This window comes from Shewanella aquimarina (assembly GCF_023349185.1).
Lineage (GTDB): Bacteria > Pseudomonadota > Gammaproteobacteria > Enterobacterales > Shewanellaceae > Shewanella > Shewanella aquimarina.
The window spans coordinates 1-19,769 of the sequence record NZ_JAKIKY010000011.1; the positions used below are offsets into that span (position 1 = coordinate 1).

Consider the following 19,769-nt stretch of genomic DNA (forward strand, 5'->3'; position numbering starts at 1 on the left):
TACAGTCAGCTGAGACCACATCAATATAACGGTGGGCTGACACCCAATGAGTCAGAGCGAAGATACTGGCTTGAATACAAAACCGTGGCCAATTTTAGTTGACCACTACACCTTTGTGAACTTAACAACTTATTAGTGAGACCTTGCAAGGTACGCTACCTTGTAAGGTAGGAGTCCAAGCATGTAAATAAATGGGGGCAGAGTTAACTTTTTAGGGATTTGATTGGCGCTTGTTGGTAGGCTTCTTCATTCCCTGAATGGCGTAGTCGATGTTTGGTTCGAGTTGGTCTAGCTCTGTCCTTGATTGGTGATACTTTAATCTATCTTGTTGCTGATATTCAACATCTCATTTCACACTTTCATGAAATTTTTCTTTAGGAATAATAGCTTGTATCAATGAGCAACAGACGAAGCCAAATCGAAGAAACGTTAGATACCGAGTGTAGATGCATCTGCGGACGTCGATGGCAGGGATGCCATCGTCGAGCCTCCAAGGATGACTCCCTTTAAAACAAAGAGTCGGCGTGTAGCAGATGTATCTGCACATAAGCCCACCGCAGGTGATAGATTGCAATAAAGGTGCGATCTTAAAATATCCTGTAAATACAAATGTGGCCAAATGTTCCGCCCCAATGGGCACCCAATGACGCTAAATCGAAGAAGCGTTAGGCAACCAGTGTAGATACGGCTGTGGCCTTCGGTGACAGAGCCGAAAATGTTCCCTACATTTTTCGACATTCCCTACATCCATGTAGGTCAGATGATCTCGCAGAGCATACAGGGAGCGTGCTTGCGGCGTGCCAAAAGAGTGCTTGCACTTCCCCCGCCGGGCAGGCGTTAGGTTGCCATGAAGGTATGACCTTCAAAATCCCATCAAATGCCCAAACAGGTAGACGCTACAACCACATTTTCCTCGCTTTAATGAGAAAGCGAACGCCTAGTCGCAATCTTTGAGCGGCCACAAAACTATATGGTCCTCAAGGTACCTCACCTTGTTCTCATTCACTATCTTGTTGCGGATCGACATCCCCAGCTCATGCATCTTGGTCTTATCGCCGGTTAATAGCGGGTGCCAACTGGGGAGATCCCGGCCCTGATAGAGACGGCGATAGGCGCAGCTGTCTGGCAGCCAGGTGAGCTCGGCGATGTTATCGACCGTCACCTTAGTGCAGCTGGGGACGAAGGTAAAACGCTGCTCATAGTGCATGCAATTACACGCCTTTGCATCGAGCAGCTTACAGGCGGCGTTGGTGTAGTAGAGCTCATCGGTTTCATCGTCGATGATCTTATTGAGGCAACACTTACCACAGCCATCGCATAGCGATTCCCATTCCTGGGCACTCAACTCTGCGAGGGTTTTCTCTTTCCAAAACGACATCTTTACAATTCTTTCAAGGGCCTGCTCCTGCCGCTTTCAACGGGCTGAGTCCGGCTTAATGTGGGAGGCCGAGCGGCGCTTTGCCTGCTCGGCATCTGAAATGGTCTATTTTATCTCAGGATACTTAATTCTTTCTGACAGGTAGGTCACGGCCAGGGTAAGGTGTTCTGACCCTTGGGTCTTTCTAAGCACCCGGTAATTGTCATACACCAGGTAGCTGCGACCATTCTTGCCATCTGGCATGATGAGCGACACCTGCATATCCTTGCGTGAGGGCAGATCTGAACCATTAAAGCGTCTGACGCCCAGCGCCTGCCACTGATCGAAGCCCTTATGCACCGCTAGCCCCACCAGATCTTGGGGTAAGGCCTTGGGCGCACTAACCTGACGTCCCCAGGTGCCATCATAATCCCAGCCCAGCTGTTTAAGATAATTTGCCGTAGTGGCAAAGGCATCATCCAGGCTGTGCCAGATGTCTACCCTACCGTCGCCGTTACCATCCTGACCATACTTAGCCAGTTGTTTGGGGGTGAAGTGGGGATAGCCCATCAGGCCGGTTGAATCACTCTTGAGGTTGTCAAACTTGAGCTGGTCGCGCTCCATCAGCTTGAGCGCCGAAATAAACGCCGCATCGTATCCATCGCCGCCATAAGCTTGTGCAACGTTAACGGCCTGTTCACCATGGTAGGCGTTAGAGGCGATCACCGTCAGCGCCGGATAGTCGCTGGCATCGAAGGCCGAGGTTATCCCCCAGTAGGCCAGCACAAACCTTGGCTGAACGCCGTACTCCTTGCCGAGTCGGTCGAAAAGCGCCTTGTTATCTCGATACAGGCTTCTGGCCTGTTCGACTAAGGCTTCGCTCACCCGATTTGGCAAATATTTGTCTAAATTCTCAGGGCCGCTCTTGGCGGGTTCATTGACAACGGCCTTCTTGAACAGCTTTATCTGATCGAAAACCGCATCTATGGTGCCCTGGGCGATCCCCTGCTCGACTGCTTGCTGCTTTAACTCAGAAAGATACTGATCGTAACTGAGCGCGGACTCCTGAGCTTGTAAAGGGCTGGCTAAAAGCAGGCCTTTTGCTAGTAGAGCACTTAGCAAAACATTCTTTAAAAACATGCACTTTCCTATCGGTGACAAGGGTCTGTTTATCTTTCAGGTTTAATTTTTGTTCAGTCTAAACGCGTTTTGCTCGCGGCGTAAGCAAGTAAAGCATAGTCAGCTATGTAAATTGCGCACAACAATGAGCAGGACGCGTTTAGAAGAACCCTCCGGGCAGCTTTTGAAGACAATTTCTACTGCGTTATCGCCCGTTTGTGTAGAATAACTACACCACACGAGCTCTGCCTTGTATAAATCTCCTTCAAAATGCTGCAAAAACAAACAGGAAAGGTCAACAGACCCTAATCTCTGCTATAACCTATCTCTTTCTTGTACTCTTCGAGTAGGTTAACCGGAGGTGGTGGTAATTGAAGATAATACCCCTTCTCGGCAAGTTCAACTTTTACTTTTTCGATATCGGCAAGGGCTAACTGTTCACGTTTGTTTAGCGGCAGCAACATCACCAGTTCGGGCGTACCAAACATCTTCATCAGCGGCTCGGGCACACGCTCGAAATCGTTGCGTTTCTCCACAAAAAGATAACTATCGGGTTTTAAGCGACTCTTATATACAGCACAGATCATATAGGGCGAAATTTCCAGTTTATTCAACTTGCCAGCAAATTCCGCACACTATAACATGGAGCGCAAGGATTATAATAATATCTAGCCGGCTCACGCCGGTTAATTTTATCAAGAGCAAGTTTAGGAATGCAGAAACCTAGCCTCGAATTAAAAGGCTCTTCATTTACGCTTTCAGTGCTGCATATTAACGATGCAGATCTCGACGGAATCGCCCGCGAACTCGACGATAAACTGGCCATCGCGCCGCAGTTTTTTCTTGGTGCGCCCCTGGTGGTCAACCTCAGCGCCATTTCAGATCCCGACTATAACCTCGCCGGCCTCAAAGATCTCTTGATCTCAAGGCAACTGGTGATAGTGGGGATCACAGGCGCGCCGAGTGCCATCGCCACTCAGGCCAAGGCCTTGGGGCTTGCGCTGATCAAGTCTGGCAAACAGAGTCTGACCCAGCCGCAGCTGCCGAAAACCACCAAGATAGTGAAGCAAAATATTCGCTCTGGTCAGCAGGTTTACGCAAAGAATGGCGAGCTCATCATCATTGGCGCCGTGGGTAACGGTGCAGAAGTGATTGCAGATGGCAGCATACACATATACGGTAGTCTTAGAGGCAAGGCCATGGCGGGTGCCAATGGCGATAAGAATGCCGTGATCATCGCCCAGAATATCGATGCCGAGCTGGTCTCCATCGCCGGGCAATATTGGTTAACCGAGAATCTACAGGCACATGCCTCGATCAAGAGCGGTTGTATCAGGCTAGACGGCAACAGCCTTACCGTCGAAGCACTATCGCTATAGAAATTGAAAAGGACAGAAACGAACATGGCACAAATTATTGTTGTCACCTCAGGTAAGGGTGGAGTGGGCAAGACCACTTCGAGTGCGGCCATTGCCACCGGCCTGGCATTGAAAGGCCATAAAACCGTCGTGGTCGATTTCGATATCGGTCTACGTAACCTGGATCTCATCATGGGGTGCGAGCGCCGCGTGGTGTACGATTTCGTCAACGTGATCAACGGCGAAGCCAACCTGAATCAGGCGCTGATCAAAGACAAGCGCACCAGTAACCTGTTTGTACTGCCCGCCTCTCAGACACGGGATAAAGACGCCCTGACCAAAGAAGGGGTTGGCCGTGTACTGGACGAACTAAAGCAAGATTTCGAATACATCATCTGCGACTCACCCGCAGGTATCGAGACGGGTGCCATGATGGCGCTCTATTTTGCCGACACGGCGATCGTCACCACCAACCCTGAGGTTAGCTCGGTGCGCGACTCAGACCGTATCCTGGGCATGTTGCAGAGCAAGTCTAAGCGCGCCGAAGAGGGGCTGGAGCCAGTCAAGGAGCTGCTGCTACTAACCCGTTACTCCCCTACCCGCGTAGCAACCGGCGAGATGCTGAGCGTGGCGGATGTGGAGGAGATCTTGGCCATTCCGCTACTTGGGGTGATCCCCGAGTCGCAAGCCGTACTCAAGGCCTCTAACTCGGGCATACCTGTGATCATCGACCAAGAGAGCGATGCCGGTAAGGCCTACAGCGACGCCGTGGCACGACTAACGGGTGAAGAAGTAGAGATGCGTTTCGTCACCGAAGAGAAAAAAGGATTCTTGAAAAGGATATTTGGTAGCTAATTATGTCTTTACTCGATTACTTCAGAGCGAAAAAAGAGCCAACGACCGCCGTCACCGCCAAGGAAAGATTGCAGATCATCGTCGCCCATCAGCGCGGCGAGCGTGACGCGCCAGACTACTTCCCGGCGATGAAACAGGAGATCATCGAGGTGATCCGCAAGTATGTGCAGATAGACAGCGACCAGGTGTCGGTGCAGCTGGATCAGAACGACGACAACCTGTCGGTACTGGAACTGAACGTGACCCTGCCGGAAAAGCCTTAAACTCCTAGGCAGGAAAGCAAGCAGCACAAACGTATATTAACGCGCATTAACGCAACACAAAAAAGCCCTCTGATGAGGGCTTTTTAATGGGCACCGTTTAACGGCTGCGAGTAAAAAAGACAGGGATACTCGCCTTAGCAGCTGATCTCGGCCAAGGCTTCCTGACTCAGCTCACCGCGCCAGCCCTGTAACACCAGGGGCGTCTCGCCCTGACCGTCATTCCAGCGCCACTGCAGGTACTCATGGATATGACGCTTAGAGCCCAGCAGCTCCATAGGCACCTCATTGGCTTCTGCCACTTGGGTCAAGGCCTGTTTTATCGCCTTGAAGGCCGACTTGTAGCCAGGTTTTAGTGCAATAACATCGATAGCCTCGGGCAGGTTTTCCAGATCCGCCTTGGCCATCTCGGCGATGATCGCCTTGGCATGCATGCGTTTCTCCTGCTCGGTCAGCTCTGTCATCCTAAAGATCTCGCCGGTAGATTTGGGCTGCTTCTTGGCCAGCGCCAGCAGGGCGTGATCTTTAATCACGAAGCCCAGGGCTAAGTCTCGGTCCAGCGCCTTTTGCAGGCGCCACTTGGCGAGCACCTTCAGATAGGCCAGCTGCTTAGGGCTGAGCTGAAAGGCGTTCTTCACCCTAAGGTAGGCGCTGTCGCCATCCGGGCTCTCTAAACGCCCCTGGGTCATACGCTCACCCTCTTCCAACAGCCAGGGCATTCTGCCACTCTGTTCGAGCTTTTCTAACAACTGGGGATAAAGCTGATAGAGGTAATCCACATCGTTGGCGGCATATTGCAGCTGGGCATCGGTCAGCGGGCGCTTTATCCAGTCGGTGCGCGACTCGCCCTTATCCAGCTGGACGCCCAGGCAATGCTCCACCAGCTTGGCATAGCCCATACCGTGGCCCCAACCACAGAGTGCGGCGGCGATCTGACTGTCGAACAACACCTTAGGCTGGCAACGACCATAACGAGCCAGCACCTCGAGATCTTCGCTGCAGGAGTGCAGTACAGTGATCATGTCGTCACGTTCCAGCAGCGCCCAAAATGCAGAGAGGTCGCTCACCGCCACAGGATCGATCAGCGCCAGGGTCTGTCCGTCATAGACCTGGATCAACCCCAGCTTGGCGTAATAGGTGCGGGTGCGAACAAATTCGGTATCTAACATCAGGACCTTCGCCTGACGATACTTGTCCACCAGCGCGCTCAGGCTGGCGTCATCCTCTACATATTGAAAGGTCAAATCTCATCTCCAAATACTGTGGCTCGGTGAACGCAAAAGCCGGCATTATGCCGGCTTTGAGTCACCTAAAACAGGTGGTTCCCTATGCAACTAGGCCGATTTGGCTTCGTCGCGCAGCTCGCGGCGTAAGATCTTACCCACGTTGCTCTTAGGTAGCTCATCTCTGAATTCTACCAGCTTAGGAATTTTATATCCCGTCAAATGATGACGACAGTGCTTGATCACCTGCTCTTCGGTCAAAGATTTATCTTTCGGTACCACAAATACCTTCACCAGCTCGCCGCTCACCTCGTGGGGAACGCCCACGGCGGCCACTTCCAGCACCTTAGGATGCAGGGCCACCACCTCTTCCACCTCGTTGGGGAAGACGTTAAAGCCAGAGACCAAGATCATATCTTTCTTACGATCGACGATATAGAAGAAACCCTGCTCGTCCATGTAACCGATATCACCTGTGGCCAGGTAACCATCCTTATCGATCACCTTGGCCGTCTCCTCGGGGCGCTGCCAGTAGCCCTTCATCACCTGAGGGCCCTTAGCGTAGAGCTCGCCCGTCTCCCCCTGAGGCAGCACATTGCCCTCTTCGTCACGCACCTGCATGTCGGTATTGGCGACCGGGAAACCGATAGAGCCGTTATAGCCCTCTAGGTTGTATGGACAACAGGTCAGCAGCGGCGACGCCTCGGTCAGGCCATAACCTTCCAGCAGGCGGGTCTTAGTGATCCCCTGCCACTTATCGGCCACGGCGCGCTGCACCGCCATACCACCACCGATAGAGAGCTTAAGATTGGCGAAATCCAGGGTCTTAAATTCTTCGGAGCTGACCAGGGCGTTAAATAGTGTGTTCACCCCGGTAAGGGCGGTAAAGGGATGCTTCTTCAGCTCAGACACGAAGGCCGGAATGTCCCTCGGATTAGTGATCAGCAGGTTGTTGGCCCCCTTATGGAGGAACAGCAAACAGTTCACCGTCAGCGCGAAGATATGGTAGAGCGGCAGCGCCGTGACCACAAACTCCTTTCCATCGGCCAGCAGCGGCGAATAGGCGGCGTCGGCCTGCAGCAGGTTGCTGACGATATTGCCATGAGTCAGCATGGCGCCCTTAGAGACCCCAGTGGTACCGCCGGTGTATTGCAAGAAGGCGATATCGTCCCCCTTGATGGTCGGCTTCACATACTGCAGGCGACGTCCCTTAGAGAGCGACTGACGCATGGAGATGGCATGGGGCAGATGATACTTAGGCACCATCTTCTTGATGTACTTCACCACAAAGTTCACCAGGGTGCGCTTAGGCGCGCTGAGCAAGTCACCAAGACCTGTGAGGATAACGCTCTTCACCGGCGTCTGATCCACCACCTGCTCCAGGGTGTTGGCAAAGTTAGACACCACGACGATCGCCTTGGCGCCCGAGTCGTTGAGCTGATGCTTAAGCTCTCTTGGGGTATAGAGCGGATTCACGTTGACCACCACCATGCCGGCACGCAAGATACCAAACAGGGCAATAGGATATTGCAGCAGGTTAGGCATCATGATCGCGACGCGATCGCCCTTCTCCAGCTTGAGTTCATTTTGCAGATAGGCGGCAAAGGCACGGCTGCGCTCTTCGAGTTTACGATAGGTCAGCGTCGCGCCCATGTTGACGAAGGCGGGCTGATCGGCGTACTTGGCCACCGAGCTTTCAAACAGGTCGATGAGCGAGCTGTATTGCTGCGCATCGATGATAGATGGCACATCATGGGGTAAATTTTTCGTCCAAAGCTGTTCCACGAGTCTCTCCTAAATCCCCAGGCAGAGTTAGGGTGAATGAAATCATTCACCTAAGGTTTCAAATATAGAAACTAAACACTGACTTATAAATATTGTAGGTAACACCCAAAAAAATCATACGAGCGTTTTAATTTTGAACATCATCACACAATTAGAGTAAAAATCCTAGTGTAATTTTACCATCTCTTCCCGAGGGGCTGTCACGCTAAAAATGCCTTAATTGCCGCGGCCACCTCAAGGTGATTGCCCATATGGAGATGATGGTCACCCTCGAGCCTTACCTGAGTGAGATCTTGATACCAGGCGGCGACCGAATCGGCCAAACTATCGCCAGTCCTATGTTCAGTACTATTGCCAGACCCTGCGCGGGTTGCTGACACATTCCCCATCAAGGGATAACCAGTTGTGGCGTGGATCGCCAGCACCTTGCCGGCGTGGCCCTGCATCAGGCCACTGACATGATCAAAGTTGAGCCGCATGGGCGAATCTAACTTGAGCCTGGGGTCACTGCGCCAATAACAGTGACCCTCCATTTGCTGCAAGTTGCGCTCGAGGATCAATCGGCACCAGGGCATATCCAGCCCGGTCAGTTTGTGCCTCGCCCTGACGGCAGCATCTAGCACCACAGGTTTGGGCGCCATCTGACTCGTCGCCGCGCGCTGATGGGCGTCGAAGCTGCGCCTGAGCCTCAGTTTGCTCTTATCCGGCGACTCAAACAGGGGCGCGAGCGCCTCGATTAAGATCCAGCGCTCGGCCTTCTCGGCAAAGGCGGCGCTGTAGGCCGAGGCCACTATGCCACCAAGCGAGTGGCCTATCACCCCATGTAGCGGCTGATGACGCACTATGGCATCGATCAGCAGCTCAAGATCATAGAGGTAATCTATCCAGTGCAGCGGATAACCGCCGGGCCTGTGCTGTGACGCACCGTGGCCCGGCCAATCGATTGCCAACAGCCGATAGTCATCAAGGTGCTGGGCGAGCGGCGCGAAGCTATTGGCGTTATCCAACCAGCCATGGAGCGCCAGTAGCAGCGGCTTATCCGCCTCGCCCCATAGACGGCCACCGAGGCGAATATGGGGCAGCGTGATAGTGACCTCGTCACTCTCCTGGCTTAGTGTACACAGCGACGCTAATGGATCATTCATGCTTTAGGTTTTTTAATAAATTTCAGCGTCATACGATCGCTCTCACCGATGGCAAGGTACTTGGCCTTATCCCGCTCCCCAAGACGCAGGCTCGGCGGCAGGGTCCAAACGCCCTTAGGATGATCTTTGCTGTCCTTTGGATTGGCATTGACTTCACTGCTAGCCACCAGGGTAAAACCCGCCTTCTCGGCCAGGGCGATCATCTCATCCTGCACCATGTAGCCAGTGCTCAGATCCATGCCAGGGTTGGCCCTGTGTTCGACCACTCCAAAGGTACCGCCAGGCTTAAGCACCTCATAGACGGATGCGAATACCTCCTCAAGCGCACCGGCCTTGGCCCAGTTATGCAGGTTTCTAAAGGTCAGCACGGCATCGGCGCTGTTGGGTGCGCCGAGACTGACGAGTCTTGGCGGATCGAATGCTATGCTAGAGGCTTGTCCCAGCTTGTCGGCATGGCTCTGCAGCCAACTATCTAGCGCCTTGCCCAAGCGAATACGATAGCCTGGCACCTCAAGGCCCTCAGGCGGGTTGGCATCGAAGTTGGCGGCGATATAGTGCCCCTCCTTGGCCAGATAGGGCGCTAGGATCTCGGCGTACCAGCCGCCGCCGGGCCACAACTCCACCAGGGTATCGCTCGGCTTAATCTCGAAAAAACTGAGAGTCTCGCCTGGATGACGATACTGGTCTCGCTCAACATTTGCCGCTTTGCGCAATGGATTGCTTAACGCATCTGTGACCTGTTGATTGACCACAGTCGGCTCGCTGGCCTGGGCATAGTTTGGGCTGACTAGGCTAGGCGTCGCCACGCCTATGGCTAATGCCAGTGAGGCCGCTAAAGTTAAGGATTTCATCGATTCTCTCCCTGAAATAAGGCTATTGGAAAGGCCTAAGCTAGCAGGCTAATTGATAAAATAAAACCTGATATACAGTCGGTTACACTTTTTGCGTGCCGACTTGATTGGCACTATCGACCCTGCGCCAGCAGAGCCAGAGCATGGTCAGGCTGGTCAGTAACCAGACGCCTACCCAGATCCAGGCCGGGATCCAGGTCTGTTCGGCCAACATGGCGGCATCTCCCCGTCCCGGCATGCCCAGCAACACGGTCGGGCTGGCGAGCGCGTTTAACATCACCATCAGCGCCATCACCCGCAGGGCGAAGGTGAGCAGCGGGCTGTGACTGAGCTTTAACGGCAGCAAAAACAGCAGGGCCAGCATCAACAAGATGGCAACCGTCAAGAGATCCCGCCCCCAGAGTACGATACTTGCCAACACCACCAATCCTAGACAACTAAAACTGACGCGGATCCCCTTAGCCCAGGTAGCCAGATGAAAGATCAGCAATCCCCAGAGCGCCGCGCCAAAATAACCGGCAAAGCCGATCAGCACGGGCCAGCCCCCTTGGCTGACACACAGGCCAGCGCCGTTGGGATAAAGTTCGATATGACTGACTATGCCGCCGCTAAACAGGGTCGCCAGGGCGTGAGATACCTCATGAAAATAACTCTCAAGCCACTTGAAGGGCACGCTCAGATAGGGAATGCGTGTCAGCACCAGCGCCAGCAATAGCTCTACCATGAAGAGGCTGCGAGTCGGCATACCGGCGCGAGAAGAGGGGGAATCGATAGAAAAAGCCATACTGGAGAACCCATCCTTTAGGTTGTTGATGCCTTAAGAGCCGGCGCTTTAGACACGCTGGCGCTACGCCGAAACATCTTCCTTTATTGAAGACTAAACATGAACCTAGACATAGGTGTCTATGCCCACCATCTGGGAGATGGCATCGCGCTGAGCGGCATGTTGATGCAGCAGATATTGACCTATGGCGCCGCGGCTGTTGCCGGTCTGTTGATCGTACTCGAGCTTGGCGTTGAGTCTGTCTTCGAGCGAACTCATATTCTGCTCGGCGAGCTGTGTGGAGATCGATGCGCTGGCATCAAGCTCTGCCCGCCCTGCTGCGGCAGGCCCAACGGGCGTCACATCGATGACGTTGGCTTGCACCCCTTGCTGGGGCGCGATGGCATCGCTAATCGCCGATGCGCTCGAAGAGAGTCCAGGCATCAGGTTAGATGACGAAACTTGCATCAAAGTGATTCCCCCTTCTCTCCTGACAGTCTGGTTACGGGATTATGCTTCAAGCCTACACTAAATTACTCGCGACCGGGCAGTTTTTTCCAGGTCACGGTATCGCGCAGATAAACAGGCTGTAGCTGATCGACCTCGGTCGCCAGACCCGCCTTCACCGCCGCCTCGGCCAGCGGCAGCATAAAGCGCGCGAGTGGGAACTTAGCCTCTTCAACCAGGCTCATCTGCTCGGTCAATAGCGCCGGATAGGCATCGAAGCCTGTGCCACAGGCGGCAAGCGGCGTGTCAAAAGCCAGCTGGCTCGACAACTCCTCTGGCGCGCAGACTCGCTCTTCCCCAACCAGGCTGGCTAGGCCATCGACGGCGCGATACTCCCCCCAGTAGATCTCACCCATGCGGGCATCGATGGCGGTGGCGACCTGCGCGGCTCCCTTGAGCGTTATGGCGGCCTGCGCCATGGCGGCAAGGGTTGAGATCCCCACCACGGGCAGATCTTGCCCTAAGGCCAGCCCTTGTGTCATAGAGGTGCAGATACGAATGCCGGTGAAACTGCCGGGGCCACGGCCATAGGCGATCACGTCTACCTGACTGAGGGAGATCCCCGCCTCCTGCAGTACCTCCTGCACCATGGGCAGCAGACGCTGACTGTGTTCCCGCGGCGCATCGGCCTCACGAGCAAACACCTGTCCCTGATATTGCAGGGCAACCGAACAGAACTCGGTGCAGGTATCGAGCGCAAGTAAACTTAAAGGGGCAGAGAAATCTTTATTTTCCGGCATGTAAAACGAACCAAATCTGTTGCGATATCATGGCGCTGCACTGCTTATTCAACGGCGCTCGCCCCTCATCGCCAAAACCATAAGATGAATGGCGCCGATTATAACGTAAAAGCCGCCCAGGTATAGCCCTAATTCCTAGGGTCTGCTGACCTTCCCTGTGTGTTTTTGCAGCACTTTGTAGGGAGTTTATACAAGGCAGAGCCTGTGTAGTTAATCTAGATGAACGAGAGATAACGCCGTAGAAATGGCCTACAAAAGCTGCCCGAAGGGTTCATTTAAACGGGCCTTGCCCCGTGTTGCGTGCAATTTACATAGAATAACTATGCGACATAGCACGCGCCTTGAGCAAAACGCGTATAGAAAGAGAAAAAATTAAACCTGAAAGATTAACAGACCATAGAGAAAGACCCCAGATGCCTTGCCAAAACAGGCCGTGTTAAGCTCACTGTCACCTCACAAAATGATTGATTCATAGACGCCCAGGCTTTCTTCCTCTTTGATGCAAATATCGATTTTCAGCCGAGGATAAACCCGATAACATAAGACGCTAAATTAGGTCGATAAATTAGAGCGATAGCTAGATGCGCGTTAAGCAAGGCCACACTAAGCTAGCCGCACTAAGCTAGTCGCATGAGACTAGCCAAATTAGCCTGGCCACATTAGTCTCGCAACATTAGCCTGGCCACAATTAGTCTGGCTGCTGTCGACGGAGGCGCTTTAGGCATAAAAGCCAAAGGTAGTGTTCGCCGACAGAATGTCGATAAGCCTTCTCTTACTCGAGGGTATAGCTGTGCAGAGTCAAATAGCCCTGACTGCGAGTCAGTCACATTCACAGGCCATCATCATGGCTCTGGGCTCGGCCGTCTTGATGGGCACTATAGGCGCCCTTGCCCGCACCGCCAACCTCGATGCCAGCATCATCACCTTCTATCGCCTGCTGATAGGCGCCGCCTGCCTCATCACCTACATGCTGCTCACGGGCAAAACGCAGCAGATATTACATCGCCCCAGTAAGCTGCACCAGGTTAACGGCGCCATGCTGGCCGGTTTCATGGTGTTCTATGTACAAGCCATCGGCTACATCAACATGGCCAACGCGGTGATGCTGATCTATCTCGCCCCCCTGGTCAGCGCGGTAGGCGCCCACTTTTTGTTTCAAGAGCGGCTCAAGCGCCAGGATCTGCTCGCCATCGGCATCGCCCTTGTCGGGGTGGTCGCCATCTTACCCAGCCTAGAGAGCCTCTCGGGCAGTACGGCCGAACTCAAGGGCTATGGTTTTGCCCTGCTGGCCCTGGCAAGTTACAGCGGCTTCATGTTGATCAATCGCCGGCCCGCCAGTGCCAGCCCCTATCAGAGCACACTGATCCAGTTGAGTTTCGGCGCCCTCTGCCTGCTTCCCTTTGCCATTCATCAAGCCGTGATACCGAGCTTAACCCAATGGTTCTGGTTGGCGCTCATCGGCGTATTTCCTGGATTTCTGGCCATCTTATTAGCGGTTAAGGCGCTCAGGGTGTTGCCCGCGGCGACCTTCGGCACCTTGGCCTATATCGAACCTGTGACCGTGGTGATCATCGGCTGGAGCCTGTTTGCCGAGCACCTCACCCCGAGTCAGTTAATGGGCTGTAGCCTGATCATCTGTGCCGGACTGATACAGACGCGCAAGCGGCGCCGGAATGATACAGACACGCAAGCTACGCCGGGCCCCCAATAGAAGGAGTTGTCAATGAGTGCAAAGATCCCAAGAATCGTCATTGTGGGCGGCGGCGCCGGCGGACTCGGCCTGGCCACCCAACTGGGACACAAGTTGGGCAAGAAGCAGAAAGCCGAGATCCTGCTGATAGACAAGAACCGCACGCATATCTGGAAGCCCCTGCTCCATGAGGTAGCCACTGGCTCCCTCGATGCCGACCTCGACGGCGTGGTCTACTCGGCCCATGCGGTTAAACATGGCTACCAGTTTCAATTGGGCGAGCTTTCCGGGCTGGATCTTAAGGGCAAACGTTTGCAGCTTGGCGCCATCAGTAACGACAAAGGCGAGGCACTATTGCCCGCCAGGGAGCTCGAATATGACACCCTAGTACTGGCCGTTGGTAGTGTCAGCAACGACTTTGGCACCCCGGGCGTGAAGGAGCACTGCTTCTTTCTCGACTCCCACCACCAGGCGAACCGCTTTCACAACGCCCTGCTCGACAGCTTCACCCGCATGCATCAATCGGACGAGCAGCAAAAGCTTAACATCGCCATCGTCGGGGGCGGCGCTACCGGGGTGGAGCTATCCGCCGAGCTCTACCATGTGACCGATCTGCTCAAGAGCTATGGTCTGAGTAAGATGACCGCCGATAGACTGAGTATCACACTGATCGAGGCAGGCCCAAGAATTCTCCCCGCCCTGCCCGAGCGCATCGCCGCCTCGGCCACTCGCGAACTCACTAAACTCGGCGTGTCGGTACGACAAAACACCCGCATCGAAGAGGCGACCTCCAAGGGCTTTGTCACGGCGGAAAATGAGCTGATCGCCGCCAACCTGATGCTGTGGGCGGCCGGGGTCAAGGCGCCAGACTTTATCAAGCAGATAGAGGGGCTTAACCTTAACCGTGCCAATCAGATCCTGGTACGGCCCACCCTGCAGGCCCAGGGCCACGACGATCTCTATGTGATCGGCGATTGCTGCGCCTGTGAGCAGCCAGACGGCAGTTTCGTGCCGCCAAGGGCGCAGTCGGCGCATCAGATGGCCCAGTGTGTCGAGCGCAACATTCTCAATGATCTCAAGGGGCTCAGCCTGAGCGAATATGCATATGTGGACCACGGCTCACTGGTAAATCTATCACGCTTCAGCACAGTGGGCAGCCTGATGGGCAACCTCACCAAAGACAGCATGTTCGTCGAGGGTAAGATCGCCCGCTTCATGTATATCTCCCTCTATCGCATGCACCAGAAGGCGATTCATGGCGTCGCCAAGACCTTCGCCCTCTGGTTGGTAGAGAAGATGATGCGTGTGGTGCGCCCAAGGATGAAGCTGCACTAGCAGCTTAAGCCAGGGACAACTCGGCTCGCCTTGGCTGTCCCTAGTCGATCTGTTGCAGGAAGCTCACCGCCCTATAGAGATCCCGAGTGCGATGCATGTGCGGTAGCGAGTTGATAAAGGCCTGACCATAGGGGCGATTGACGATGCGGTTGTCGCAGAGGATCAACACGCCCCTGTCTTTCTCATCCCGAATCAGACGGCCGACGCCCTGGTTGAGAGAGATCACCGCCTGGGGCAAGGAGAGTTCCATGAAGGGATCTTTGCCCTCACGCTGCACCCCGTCGGCTCTGGCCTTGTAGAGGTTATCGTCCGGCGAGACGAAGGGTAGCTTGTCGATGATGACGCAGCTCAGCAGCTTACCGCGCACGTCCACCCCTTCCCAGAAGGCGCCCGTGCCAAGCAGCACGGCGTTACCCAACTGTCGGTATTTCTTCAAAAGGGTCTGCTTGCCCGCCTGCCCCTGCACCAGGAGCGGATAGTCGACCCGCCCCTGTAACATCACCGCCACCAGATTGAGCATGCGATGGCTGGTGAACAGCATGAAGGTCCGGCCCTTGGCGGCGTTTATCGCCTTCACGGCCACCTCCACCAGCTGCCTGGCTGCCCGTTCCTGGCTGGTGACCGTAGCCAGATGGCGCGGCACACAAAACAGGGATTGGCGGGCATAATCGAAGGGACTGTCCAAAATGGTGGTGTGAGTGGTGGTGTGAGTGCTGCTGTTAGTGCCGCGGTTGGTATTAGCACTGGTCTTATCCAACCCCAGCGCCTTGGTAAACAGCGACAGATCCCGGTTGATCTGCAGGGTGGCCGAGGTAAAGATCCAGCTGACATCAGGACTGAACAAAGACTGACACTCTTTGGCGACCTTGATGGGGGCGATCCGCAGCGTCAGGTACTGATAACCATATTCTATGCTGTAGGCACTGTCTGGGTTATCACATTGAATAAAAACGGTTAATTTGCTGAGCAGCGCATCAAACTTTTCGACCCCATCGTCAAAGGCCTCATTGCGACCAAGGTAACCCAGCAACATGGTGCGATAGGCGGTCAGTTCGGAGACCAGCGACCAGGCCGCCTCCATCAGGGCCTTATCGCCAAGCAGGCGGCGCCAGTCACGCTCCTCGCTGGCAAACAACAGCCCCTGCCAGTGTAGCAGCTGGGTGTGGCAGCGAGCGGTCATAGCGCCAATCTGCGGCGAGTCGGCCATCTGGGTGCGATAGAGTTCGTTAAAACGCTCAAGCAGGCGAACAAGACTCTTGAAGCTAAGCTGCTGACCGAAATAGGTCACGGCAATATCGGGCAACAAGTGCGCCTCATCGAATATCACCACGTCGCTATCGGGCAGCAGTTCGGCAAAGCCCGTCTCCTTCAGGATGCGATCGGCGAAGAACAGATGATGGTTCACCACTATGATCTTGGCGTCCAGCGCCTTGGAGCGGGCCTTGCGGGTAAAGCAGGCCTCATAGTGATCGCAGGCCTTACCTATGCAGGACTCCTTACTGCTCACCACCAGCGGGATCGCCGGTGAGTTTTCCGGCACGGCGTAGAGGCTACCGATATCGCCATCCACCGTCTGGCTGGCCCACTGATCGATACGCAGCAGATCGTCTAAGATCTTGCCGTCGGTCACCTCGACGCCGCTGAGTTGCTTCGCCATCAGGTGCTGACACAGGTAGTTACTGCGCCCCTTGAGCAAGGCGACCTTGGGCCTTATGCCGAGAATATTGAGTAGCGCAGGTAAGTCTTTGAAAAATAGCTGCTCTTGCAGGTTTTTACTGCCGGTACTGACGATGATCTGCTTGCCGCTTAGCAGCGCCGGTACCAGATAGGCATAGGTCTTGCCCACGCCCGTGCCCGCCTCGACCACTAGGTTATCGCCCTTTTGCAGCGTCTCGCTGACTCGAGTGGCCATCGTCTGCTGCTGAACGCGACAGCTATAGCCCTTGATATGACGGCTTAAGCTGCCATCGGGGGCAAATACCTGTTGTACATCCTGAGTCAGTCGTTTGTTCAATGAATGGCTGATGGTTAATCGTTGATGTTTAAAATGACATCCTGGCATTATGCGGATTTTCTTAGCCAGCACAAGGGACTTGAACCATCGGCTAGCCGCTGCCCTAAATGAACCAAACGCTGCCGCTTACGGCTTAGACTAAGATCAAGACTCAGATTGAAACTCAGATTGAATTAAGAGTGCTCAACAAAGCATCAAGTTGAAGAATTTTCACCCCGCTTAAATTAGCGCTTGCATACTCATGCAAACTTGATTAGTTTAAATACAACTCAGGGCGAACTGACGCCCCAAATTACGCACTGCGAGAGAAGACAGAACATGACACAGCGTTTGAATACTATCCATCATCACCATCATATGCGGTAGCCTTCGGATGCTTACTGCCGGAGGACTATTTCCTTCTGGCGGTTGATTCAAAAGCGATCTAAAACCCCTGGAAGGAATTCCGGGGGTTTTTAGTTTCTAGCTTAAGATTTTGTTTTAAAACGATTTAAACAAGTTTACTGAATCAACAAATGAGGAATCATCCTATGTCAGAGTCAAATCGATTACGCATCGCCATTCAAAAGTCCGGCCGCCTGTCTAAAGAATCACAGAAGCTACTCAAGAGCTGCGGCGTTAAGTTTAACGTCAACGAACAGCGCCTCATCGCCCACTCTGACAACATGCCCATCGACCTCTTGCGAGTACGCGACGACGATATTCCTGGCCTGGTGATGGATGGCGTGGTTGATCTTGGCATCATAGGCGAGAACGTCCTCGAAGAGGAGCAGATAGAGCGCCAAACTATGGGTAAGCCAAGCGATTGCATCAAGCTGCGCCAGCTCGACTTTGGTGCCTGTCGCCTATCGCTGGCGGTACCGACCGAGTTTGCCTACCAAGATGCCGCCTCACTAGAAGGCCTACGCATTGCCACCTCCTACCCTAACCTGCTACGCCGCTTCATGCAGGAGAAGGGCATCAACTACCGCGACTGTATGCTTAAGGGCTCGGTGGAGGTTGCCCCCCGCGCAGGACTGGCCGATGGCATCTGCGATCTGGTCTCTACCGGCGCGACCCTAGAAGCCAACGGCCTGTATGAGACAGAGGTTATCTACCGCTCCATGGCGTGCATCATCCAATCCACCCAGGAGCAGAGTGAGACCAAGCAGGCTCTGATCAACAAGATCCTCTCTCGCATCAACGGGGTGGTGCGCGCCAAGGAGAGCAAGTATATCCTGCTACACGCCCCCACCGAGACGCTGGATCAGATAGTCGCCCTGCTCCCAGGCGCCGAGAACCCTACCGTACTGCCGCTGAACGATGACACCAATCGTGTGGCCATCCACGCCGTCAGCAGCGAAGATCTCTTCTGGGATACCATGGAGGCCCTGACTCAGCTCGGCGCCAGCTCCATCCTGGTGATGCCAATCGAAAAGATGATGGGATAACGCCATGACCACAAGCACCATCACAGCCACACTGATGCAGCGCCTCGACTGGCAGGCGCTAGATGACCAGGCCAGATGCCAAGCCCTGTCACGCTCGCCGCTGATTGGCGATGCCAATCTTGAGCAGCAGGTCAAAGATATTATCGACACAGTCGCCAGCCAGGGCGACGCCGCGCTAAAAGCCTTCTCTCGGTCGTTCGACAGGGTGGAGCTCGACGCCCTGCGCATGAGTGACCAGGCCATCGAGGCCGCCAGCATGCGAGTCGATGGCCAAATCAAGGCCGCCATCGAGCAGGCCAAGGCCAACATAGAGACCTTTCACCAGGCGCAGGCCTTTAAGGGAATTGATCTTGAGACCCAAGCCGGGGTGCGCTGTGAACTGCGCAGCGAGCCTATCGAAAAGGTCGGCCTCTATATTCCTGGTGGCAGCGCGCCGCTGATCTCCACCGTGCTCATGCTGGCGCTGCCAGCTAAGATCGCCGGTTGTCAGCAGCGAGTGTTGGTCAGTCCCCCGCCCATTAATGATGCCATCGTCTACGCCGCCAAGGCTTGTGGCATCACGGATATCTATCAGGTCGGTGGTGCTCAGGCGATCGCGGCCTTAGCGCTGGGGACAGAATCTGTGCCAGCGGTTGACAAGATCTTCGGCCCCGGCAATCGCTATGTCACCGAGGCCAAGCGCCTGGTGGCTCAGGACAGTCGCTGCGTGGTCAGCATAGACATGCCCGCCGGCCCTTCTGAGGTGTTGGTGATAGCTGATGGCGACGCCAACCCCGACTTCATCGCCGCCGATCTGCTTTCACAGGCGGAGCACGGTCCAGATTCTCAGGTGATGCTGGTGACAGATAGCCAGACACTGGCCGACGCCGTTAATTTAAGCCTTAGCGAGCAACTGGCCAGGCTGCCCAGGGCCGAGATAGCCACTCAGGCCCTCAGCGCCAGTCGCACCCTGATGGTCGCCGATATGGCCCAGGCCGCCGAGGTCTCTAATCGTTATGGCCCAGAGCACCTGATCATTCAGACCCGCGCCCCCCGTGAAGTGCTGAGCAAAATCCGCGCCGCCGGCTCGGTATTTCTCGGCGCCTATACCCCGGAGTCGGTAGGCGACTACGCCAGCGGCACCAACCACGTGCTACCCACCTATGGCTATAGCCGCGCCGTCTCCAGTTTGTCGCTGGCAGACTTTAGCCGCCGCTTCACCGTGCAGGAACTCAGCGCCCAGGGGCTACAGGGACTGGGCGAGTGCGTGATGACCCTGGCCAGCGCCGAGCTGCTGGACGCCCACAGAAATGCCGTCGCCGTACGACTTGCCACGCTAACGGGCGAGGAGAAATAAG

Annotated in this window: 18 protein-coding genes and 1 other annotated feature; of the genes, 7 read left to right on the forward strand and 11 right to left on the reverse strand. The window is 54.7% G+C overall.

Going from position 1 to position 19,769, the window contains the following annotated elements; translation table 11 throughout:
• Positions 1-937: 937 nt before the first annotated feature.
• The 3 genes from L2731_RS13850 to L2731_RS13865 all read right to left on the reverse strand — a co-directional run bounded on the left by L2731_RS13850 (position 938) and on the right by L2731_RS13865 (position 3,063).
• Positions 938-1,378: a YcgN family cysteine cluster protein gene (locus L2731_RS13850; RefSeq protein ID WP_249253709.1), complete on the reverse strand. Its 441-nt coding sequence runs from the start codon at positions 1,376-1,378 to the stop codon at positions 938-940.
• A gap of 105 nt (positions 1,379-1,483) precedes the next feature.
• Entirely contained in the window at positions 1,484-2,497 is a 1,014-nt protein-coding gene (locus L2731_RS13855) for a lytic murein transglycosylase (RefSeq protein ID WP_249253711.1), read from the reverse strand.
• Positions 2,498-2,781: 284 nt separating this feature from the next.
• Entirely contained in the window at positions 2,782-3,063 is a 282-nt protein-coding gene (locus tag L2731_RS13865) for a YcgL domain-containing protein (protein ID WP_011865981.1), read from the reverse strand.
• A 126-nt stretch (positions 3,064-3,189) separates the two neighbouring features.
• Between L2731_RS13865 and minC the strand changes: the two genes are divergently transcribed.
• The 3 genes from minC to minE are packed head-to-tail and all read left to right on the forward strand — an operon-like array spanning position 3,190 to position 4,952.
• Positions 3,190-3,855 carry a septum site-determining protein MinC gene (gene minC / locus L2731_RS13870; RefSeq protein ID WP_249253713.1) on the forward strand — a complete coding sequence of 222 codons (666 nt, stop codon included), beginning with the start codon at positions 3,190-3,192 and terminating at the stop codon, positions 3,853-3,855.
• 24 nt (positions 3,856-3,879) lie between these two features.
• A complete protein-coding gene (minD, locus tag L2731_RS13875; protein ID WP_249253715.1) occupies positions 3,880-4,689 on the forward strand; it encodes a septum site-determining protein MinD in 810 nt (269 codons plus the stop codon).
• Between the two features lie 2 nt (positions 4,690-4,691).
• The gene (gene minE, locus L2731_RS13880) at positions 4,692-4,952 is read left to right on the forward strand and encodes a cell division topological specificity factor MinE (RefSeq protein ID WP_041511057.1); all 261 of its coding nucleotides are present in this window, start codon (positions 4,692-4,694) and stop codon (positions 4,950-4,952) included.
• 134 nt (positions 4,953-5,086) lie between these two features.
• Here minE and rnd read toward each other — a convergent pair whose 3' ends face one another.
• From rnd to tsaB, 7 genes are all read right to left on the reverse strand, one after another.
• On the reverse strand, positions 5,087-6,193 hold the full coding sequence (rnd, locus tag L2731_RS13885; protein WP_249253717.1) for a ribonuclease D: 1,107 nt from the start codon (positions 6,191-6,193) through the stop codon (positions 5,087-5,089).
• A 90-nt stretch (positions 6,194-6,283) separates the two neighbouring features.
• A complete protein-coding gene (gene fadD, locus L2731_RS13890; protein ID WP_249253720.1) occupies positions 6,284-7,957 on the reverse strand; it encodes a long-chain-fatty-acid--CoA ligase FadD in 1,674 nt (557 codons plus the stop codon).
• Positions 7,958-8,157: 200 nt separating this feature from the next.
• The gene (locus L2731_RS13895; RefSeq protein WP_249253722.1) at positions 8,158-9,102 is read right to left on the reverse strand and encodes an alpha/beta fold hydrolase; all 945 of its coding nucleotides are present in this window, start codon (positions 9,100-9,102) and stop codon (positions 8,158-8,160) included.
• Positions 9,099-9,953: a class I SAM-dependent methyltransferase gene (locus L2731_RS13900; protein WP_249253724.1), complete on the reverse strand. Its 855-nt coding sequence runs from the start codon at positions 9,951-9,953 to the stop codon at positions 9,099-9,101. Before L2731_RS13900 ends, L2731_RS13895 begins: the two co-directional genes overlap by 4 nt.
• A gap of 82 nt (positions 9,954-10,035) precedes the next feature.
• Positions 10,036-10,737: a M50 family metallopeptidase gene (locus L2731_RS13905; protein ID WP_249253726.1), complete on the reverse strand. Its 702-nt coding sequence runs from the start codon at positions 10,735-10,737 to the stop codon at positions 10,036-10,038.
• A gap of 105 nt (positions 10,738-10,842) precedes the next feature.
• On the reverse strand, positions 10,843-11,184 hold the full coding sequence (locus tag L2731_RS13910; protein WP_249253728.1) for a hypothetical protein: 342 nt from the start codon (positions 11,182-11,184) through the stop codon (positions 10,843-10,845).
• A 65-nt stretch (positions 11,185-11,249) separates the two neighbouring features.
• Positions 11,250-11,963, reverse strand: a complete 714-nt coding sequence (gene tsaB / locus L2731_RS13915) for a tRNA (adenosine(37)-N6)-threonylcarbamoyltransferase complex dimerization subunit type 1 TsaB (protein ID WP_160793547.1) — start codon at positions 11,961-11,963, stop codon at positions 11,250-11,252.
• An 844-nt stretch (positions 11,964-12,807) separates the two neighbouring features.
• Here tsaB and L2731_RS13920 point away from each other — a divergent pair.
• Together L2731_RS13920 and L2731_RS13925 are read left to right on the forward strand one after the other, a co-directional pair.
• Entirely contained in the window at positions 12,808-13,674 is an 867-nt protein-coding gene (locus L2731_RS13920; protein WP_283165086.1) for a DMT family transporter, read from the forward strand.
• Between the two features lie 12 nt (positions 13,675-13,686).
• On the forward strand, positions 13,687-14,988 hold the full coding sequence (locus L2731_RS13925; RefSeq protein ID WP_249253732.1) for an NAD(P)/FAD-dependent oxidoreductase: 1,302 nt from the start codon (positions 13,687-13,689) through the stop codon (positions 14,986-14,988).
• A 40-nt stretch (positions 14,989-15,028) separates the two neighbouring features.
• Here L2731_RS13925 and yoaA read toward each other — a convergent pair whose 3' ends face one another.
• Positions 15,029-17,050, reverse strand: a complete 2,022-nt coding sequence (gene yoaA, locus L2731_RS13930; RefSeq protein ID WP_249253734.1) for a DNA repair helicase YoaA — start codon at positions 17,048-17,050, stop codon at positions 15,029-15,031.
• 293 nt (positions 17,051-17,343) lie between these two features.
• Positions 17,344-17,464, forward strand: a sequence feature (His leader region).
• Between the two features lie 68 nt (positions 17,465-17,532).
• Here yoaA and hisG point away from each other — a divergent pair.
• Entirely contained in the window at positions 17,533-18,432 is a 900-nt protein-coding gene (gene hisG, locus L2731_RS13935) for an ATP phosphoribosyltransferase (RefSeq protein ID WP_041511048.1), read from the forward strand.
• A gap of 34 nt (positions 18,433-18,466) precedes the next feature.
• On the forward strand, positions 18,467-19,768 hold the full coding sequence (hisD, locus tag L2731_RS13940; RefSeq protein WP_249253898.1) for a histidinol dehydrogenase: 1,302 nt from the start codon (positions 18,467-18,469) through the stop codon (positions 19,766-19,768).
• Position 19,769: the final 1 nt, after the last annotated feature.

Bases quoted from the DNA above. Each gene is read 5' to 3' on its own strand.
- L2731_RS13855 (WP_249253711.1), bottom strand. From the start codon at position 2,497: ATGTTTTTAAAGAATGTTTTGCTAAGTGCTCTACTAGCAAAAGGCCTG.
- tsaB (WP_160793547.1), bottom strand. From the start codon at position 11,963: ATGCCGGAAAATAAAGATTTCTCTGCCCCTTTAAGTTTACTTGCGCTC.
- L2731_RS13920 (WP_283165086.1), top strand. From the start codon at position 12,808: ATGGCTCTGGGCTCGGCCGTCTTGATGGGCACTATAGGCGCCCTTGCC.
- hisG (WP_041511048.1), top strand. From the start codon at position 17,533: ATGTCAGAGTCAAATCGATTACGCATCGCCATTCAAAAGTCCGGCCGC.
- L2731_RS13905 (WP_249253726.1), bottom strand. From the start codon at position 10,737: ATGGCTTTTTCTATCGATTCCCCCTCTTCTCGCGCCGGTATGCCGACT.
- L2731_RS13925 (WP_249253732.1), top strand. From the start codon at position 13,687: ATGAGTGCAAAGATCCCAAGAATCGTCATTGTGGGCGGCGGCGCCGGC.
- L2731_RS13910 (WP_249253728.1), bottom strand. From the start codon at position 11,184: ATGCAAGTTTCGTCATCTAACCTGATGCCTGGACTCTCTTCGAGCGCA.
- L2731_RS13900 (WP_249253724.1), bottom strand. From the start codon at position 9,953: ATGAAATCCTTAACTTTAGCGGCCTCACTGGCATTAGCCATAGGCGTG.
- L2731_RS13850 (WP_249253709.1), bottom strand. From the start codon at position 1,378: ATGTCGTTTTGGAAAGAGAAAACCCTCGCAGAGTTGAGTGCCCAGGAA.
- L2731_RS13895 (WP_249253722.1), bottom strand. From the start codon at position 9,102: ATGAATGATCCATTAGCGTCGCTGTGTACACTAAGCCAGGAGAGTGAC.
- minD (WP_249253715.1), top strand. From the start codon at position 3,880: ATGGCACAAATTATTGTTGTCACCTCAGGTAAGGGTGGAGTGGGCAAG.
- L2731_RS13865 (WP_011865981.1), bottom strand. From the start codon at position 3,063: ATGATCTGTGCTGTATATAAGAGTCGCTTAAAACCCGATAGTTATCTT.
- hisD (WP_249253898.1), top strand. From the start codon at position 18,467: ATGCAGCGCCTCGACTGGCAGGCGCTAGATGACCAGGCCAGATGCCAA.
- yoaA (WP_249253734.1), bottom strand. From the start codon at position 17,050: ATGCCAGGATGTCATTTTAAACATCAACGATTAACCATCAGCCATTCA.
- minC (WP_249253713.1), top strand. From the start codon at position 3,190: ATGCAGAAACCTAGCCTCGAATTAAAAGGCTCTTCATTTACGCTTTCA.
- minE (WP_041511057.1), top strand. From the start codon at position 4,692: ATGTCTTTACTCGATTACTTCAGAGCGAAAAAAGAGCCAACGACCGCC.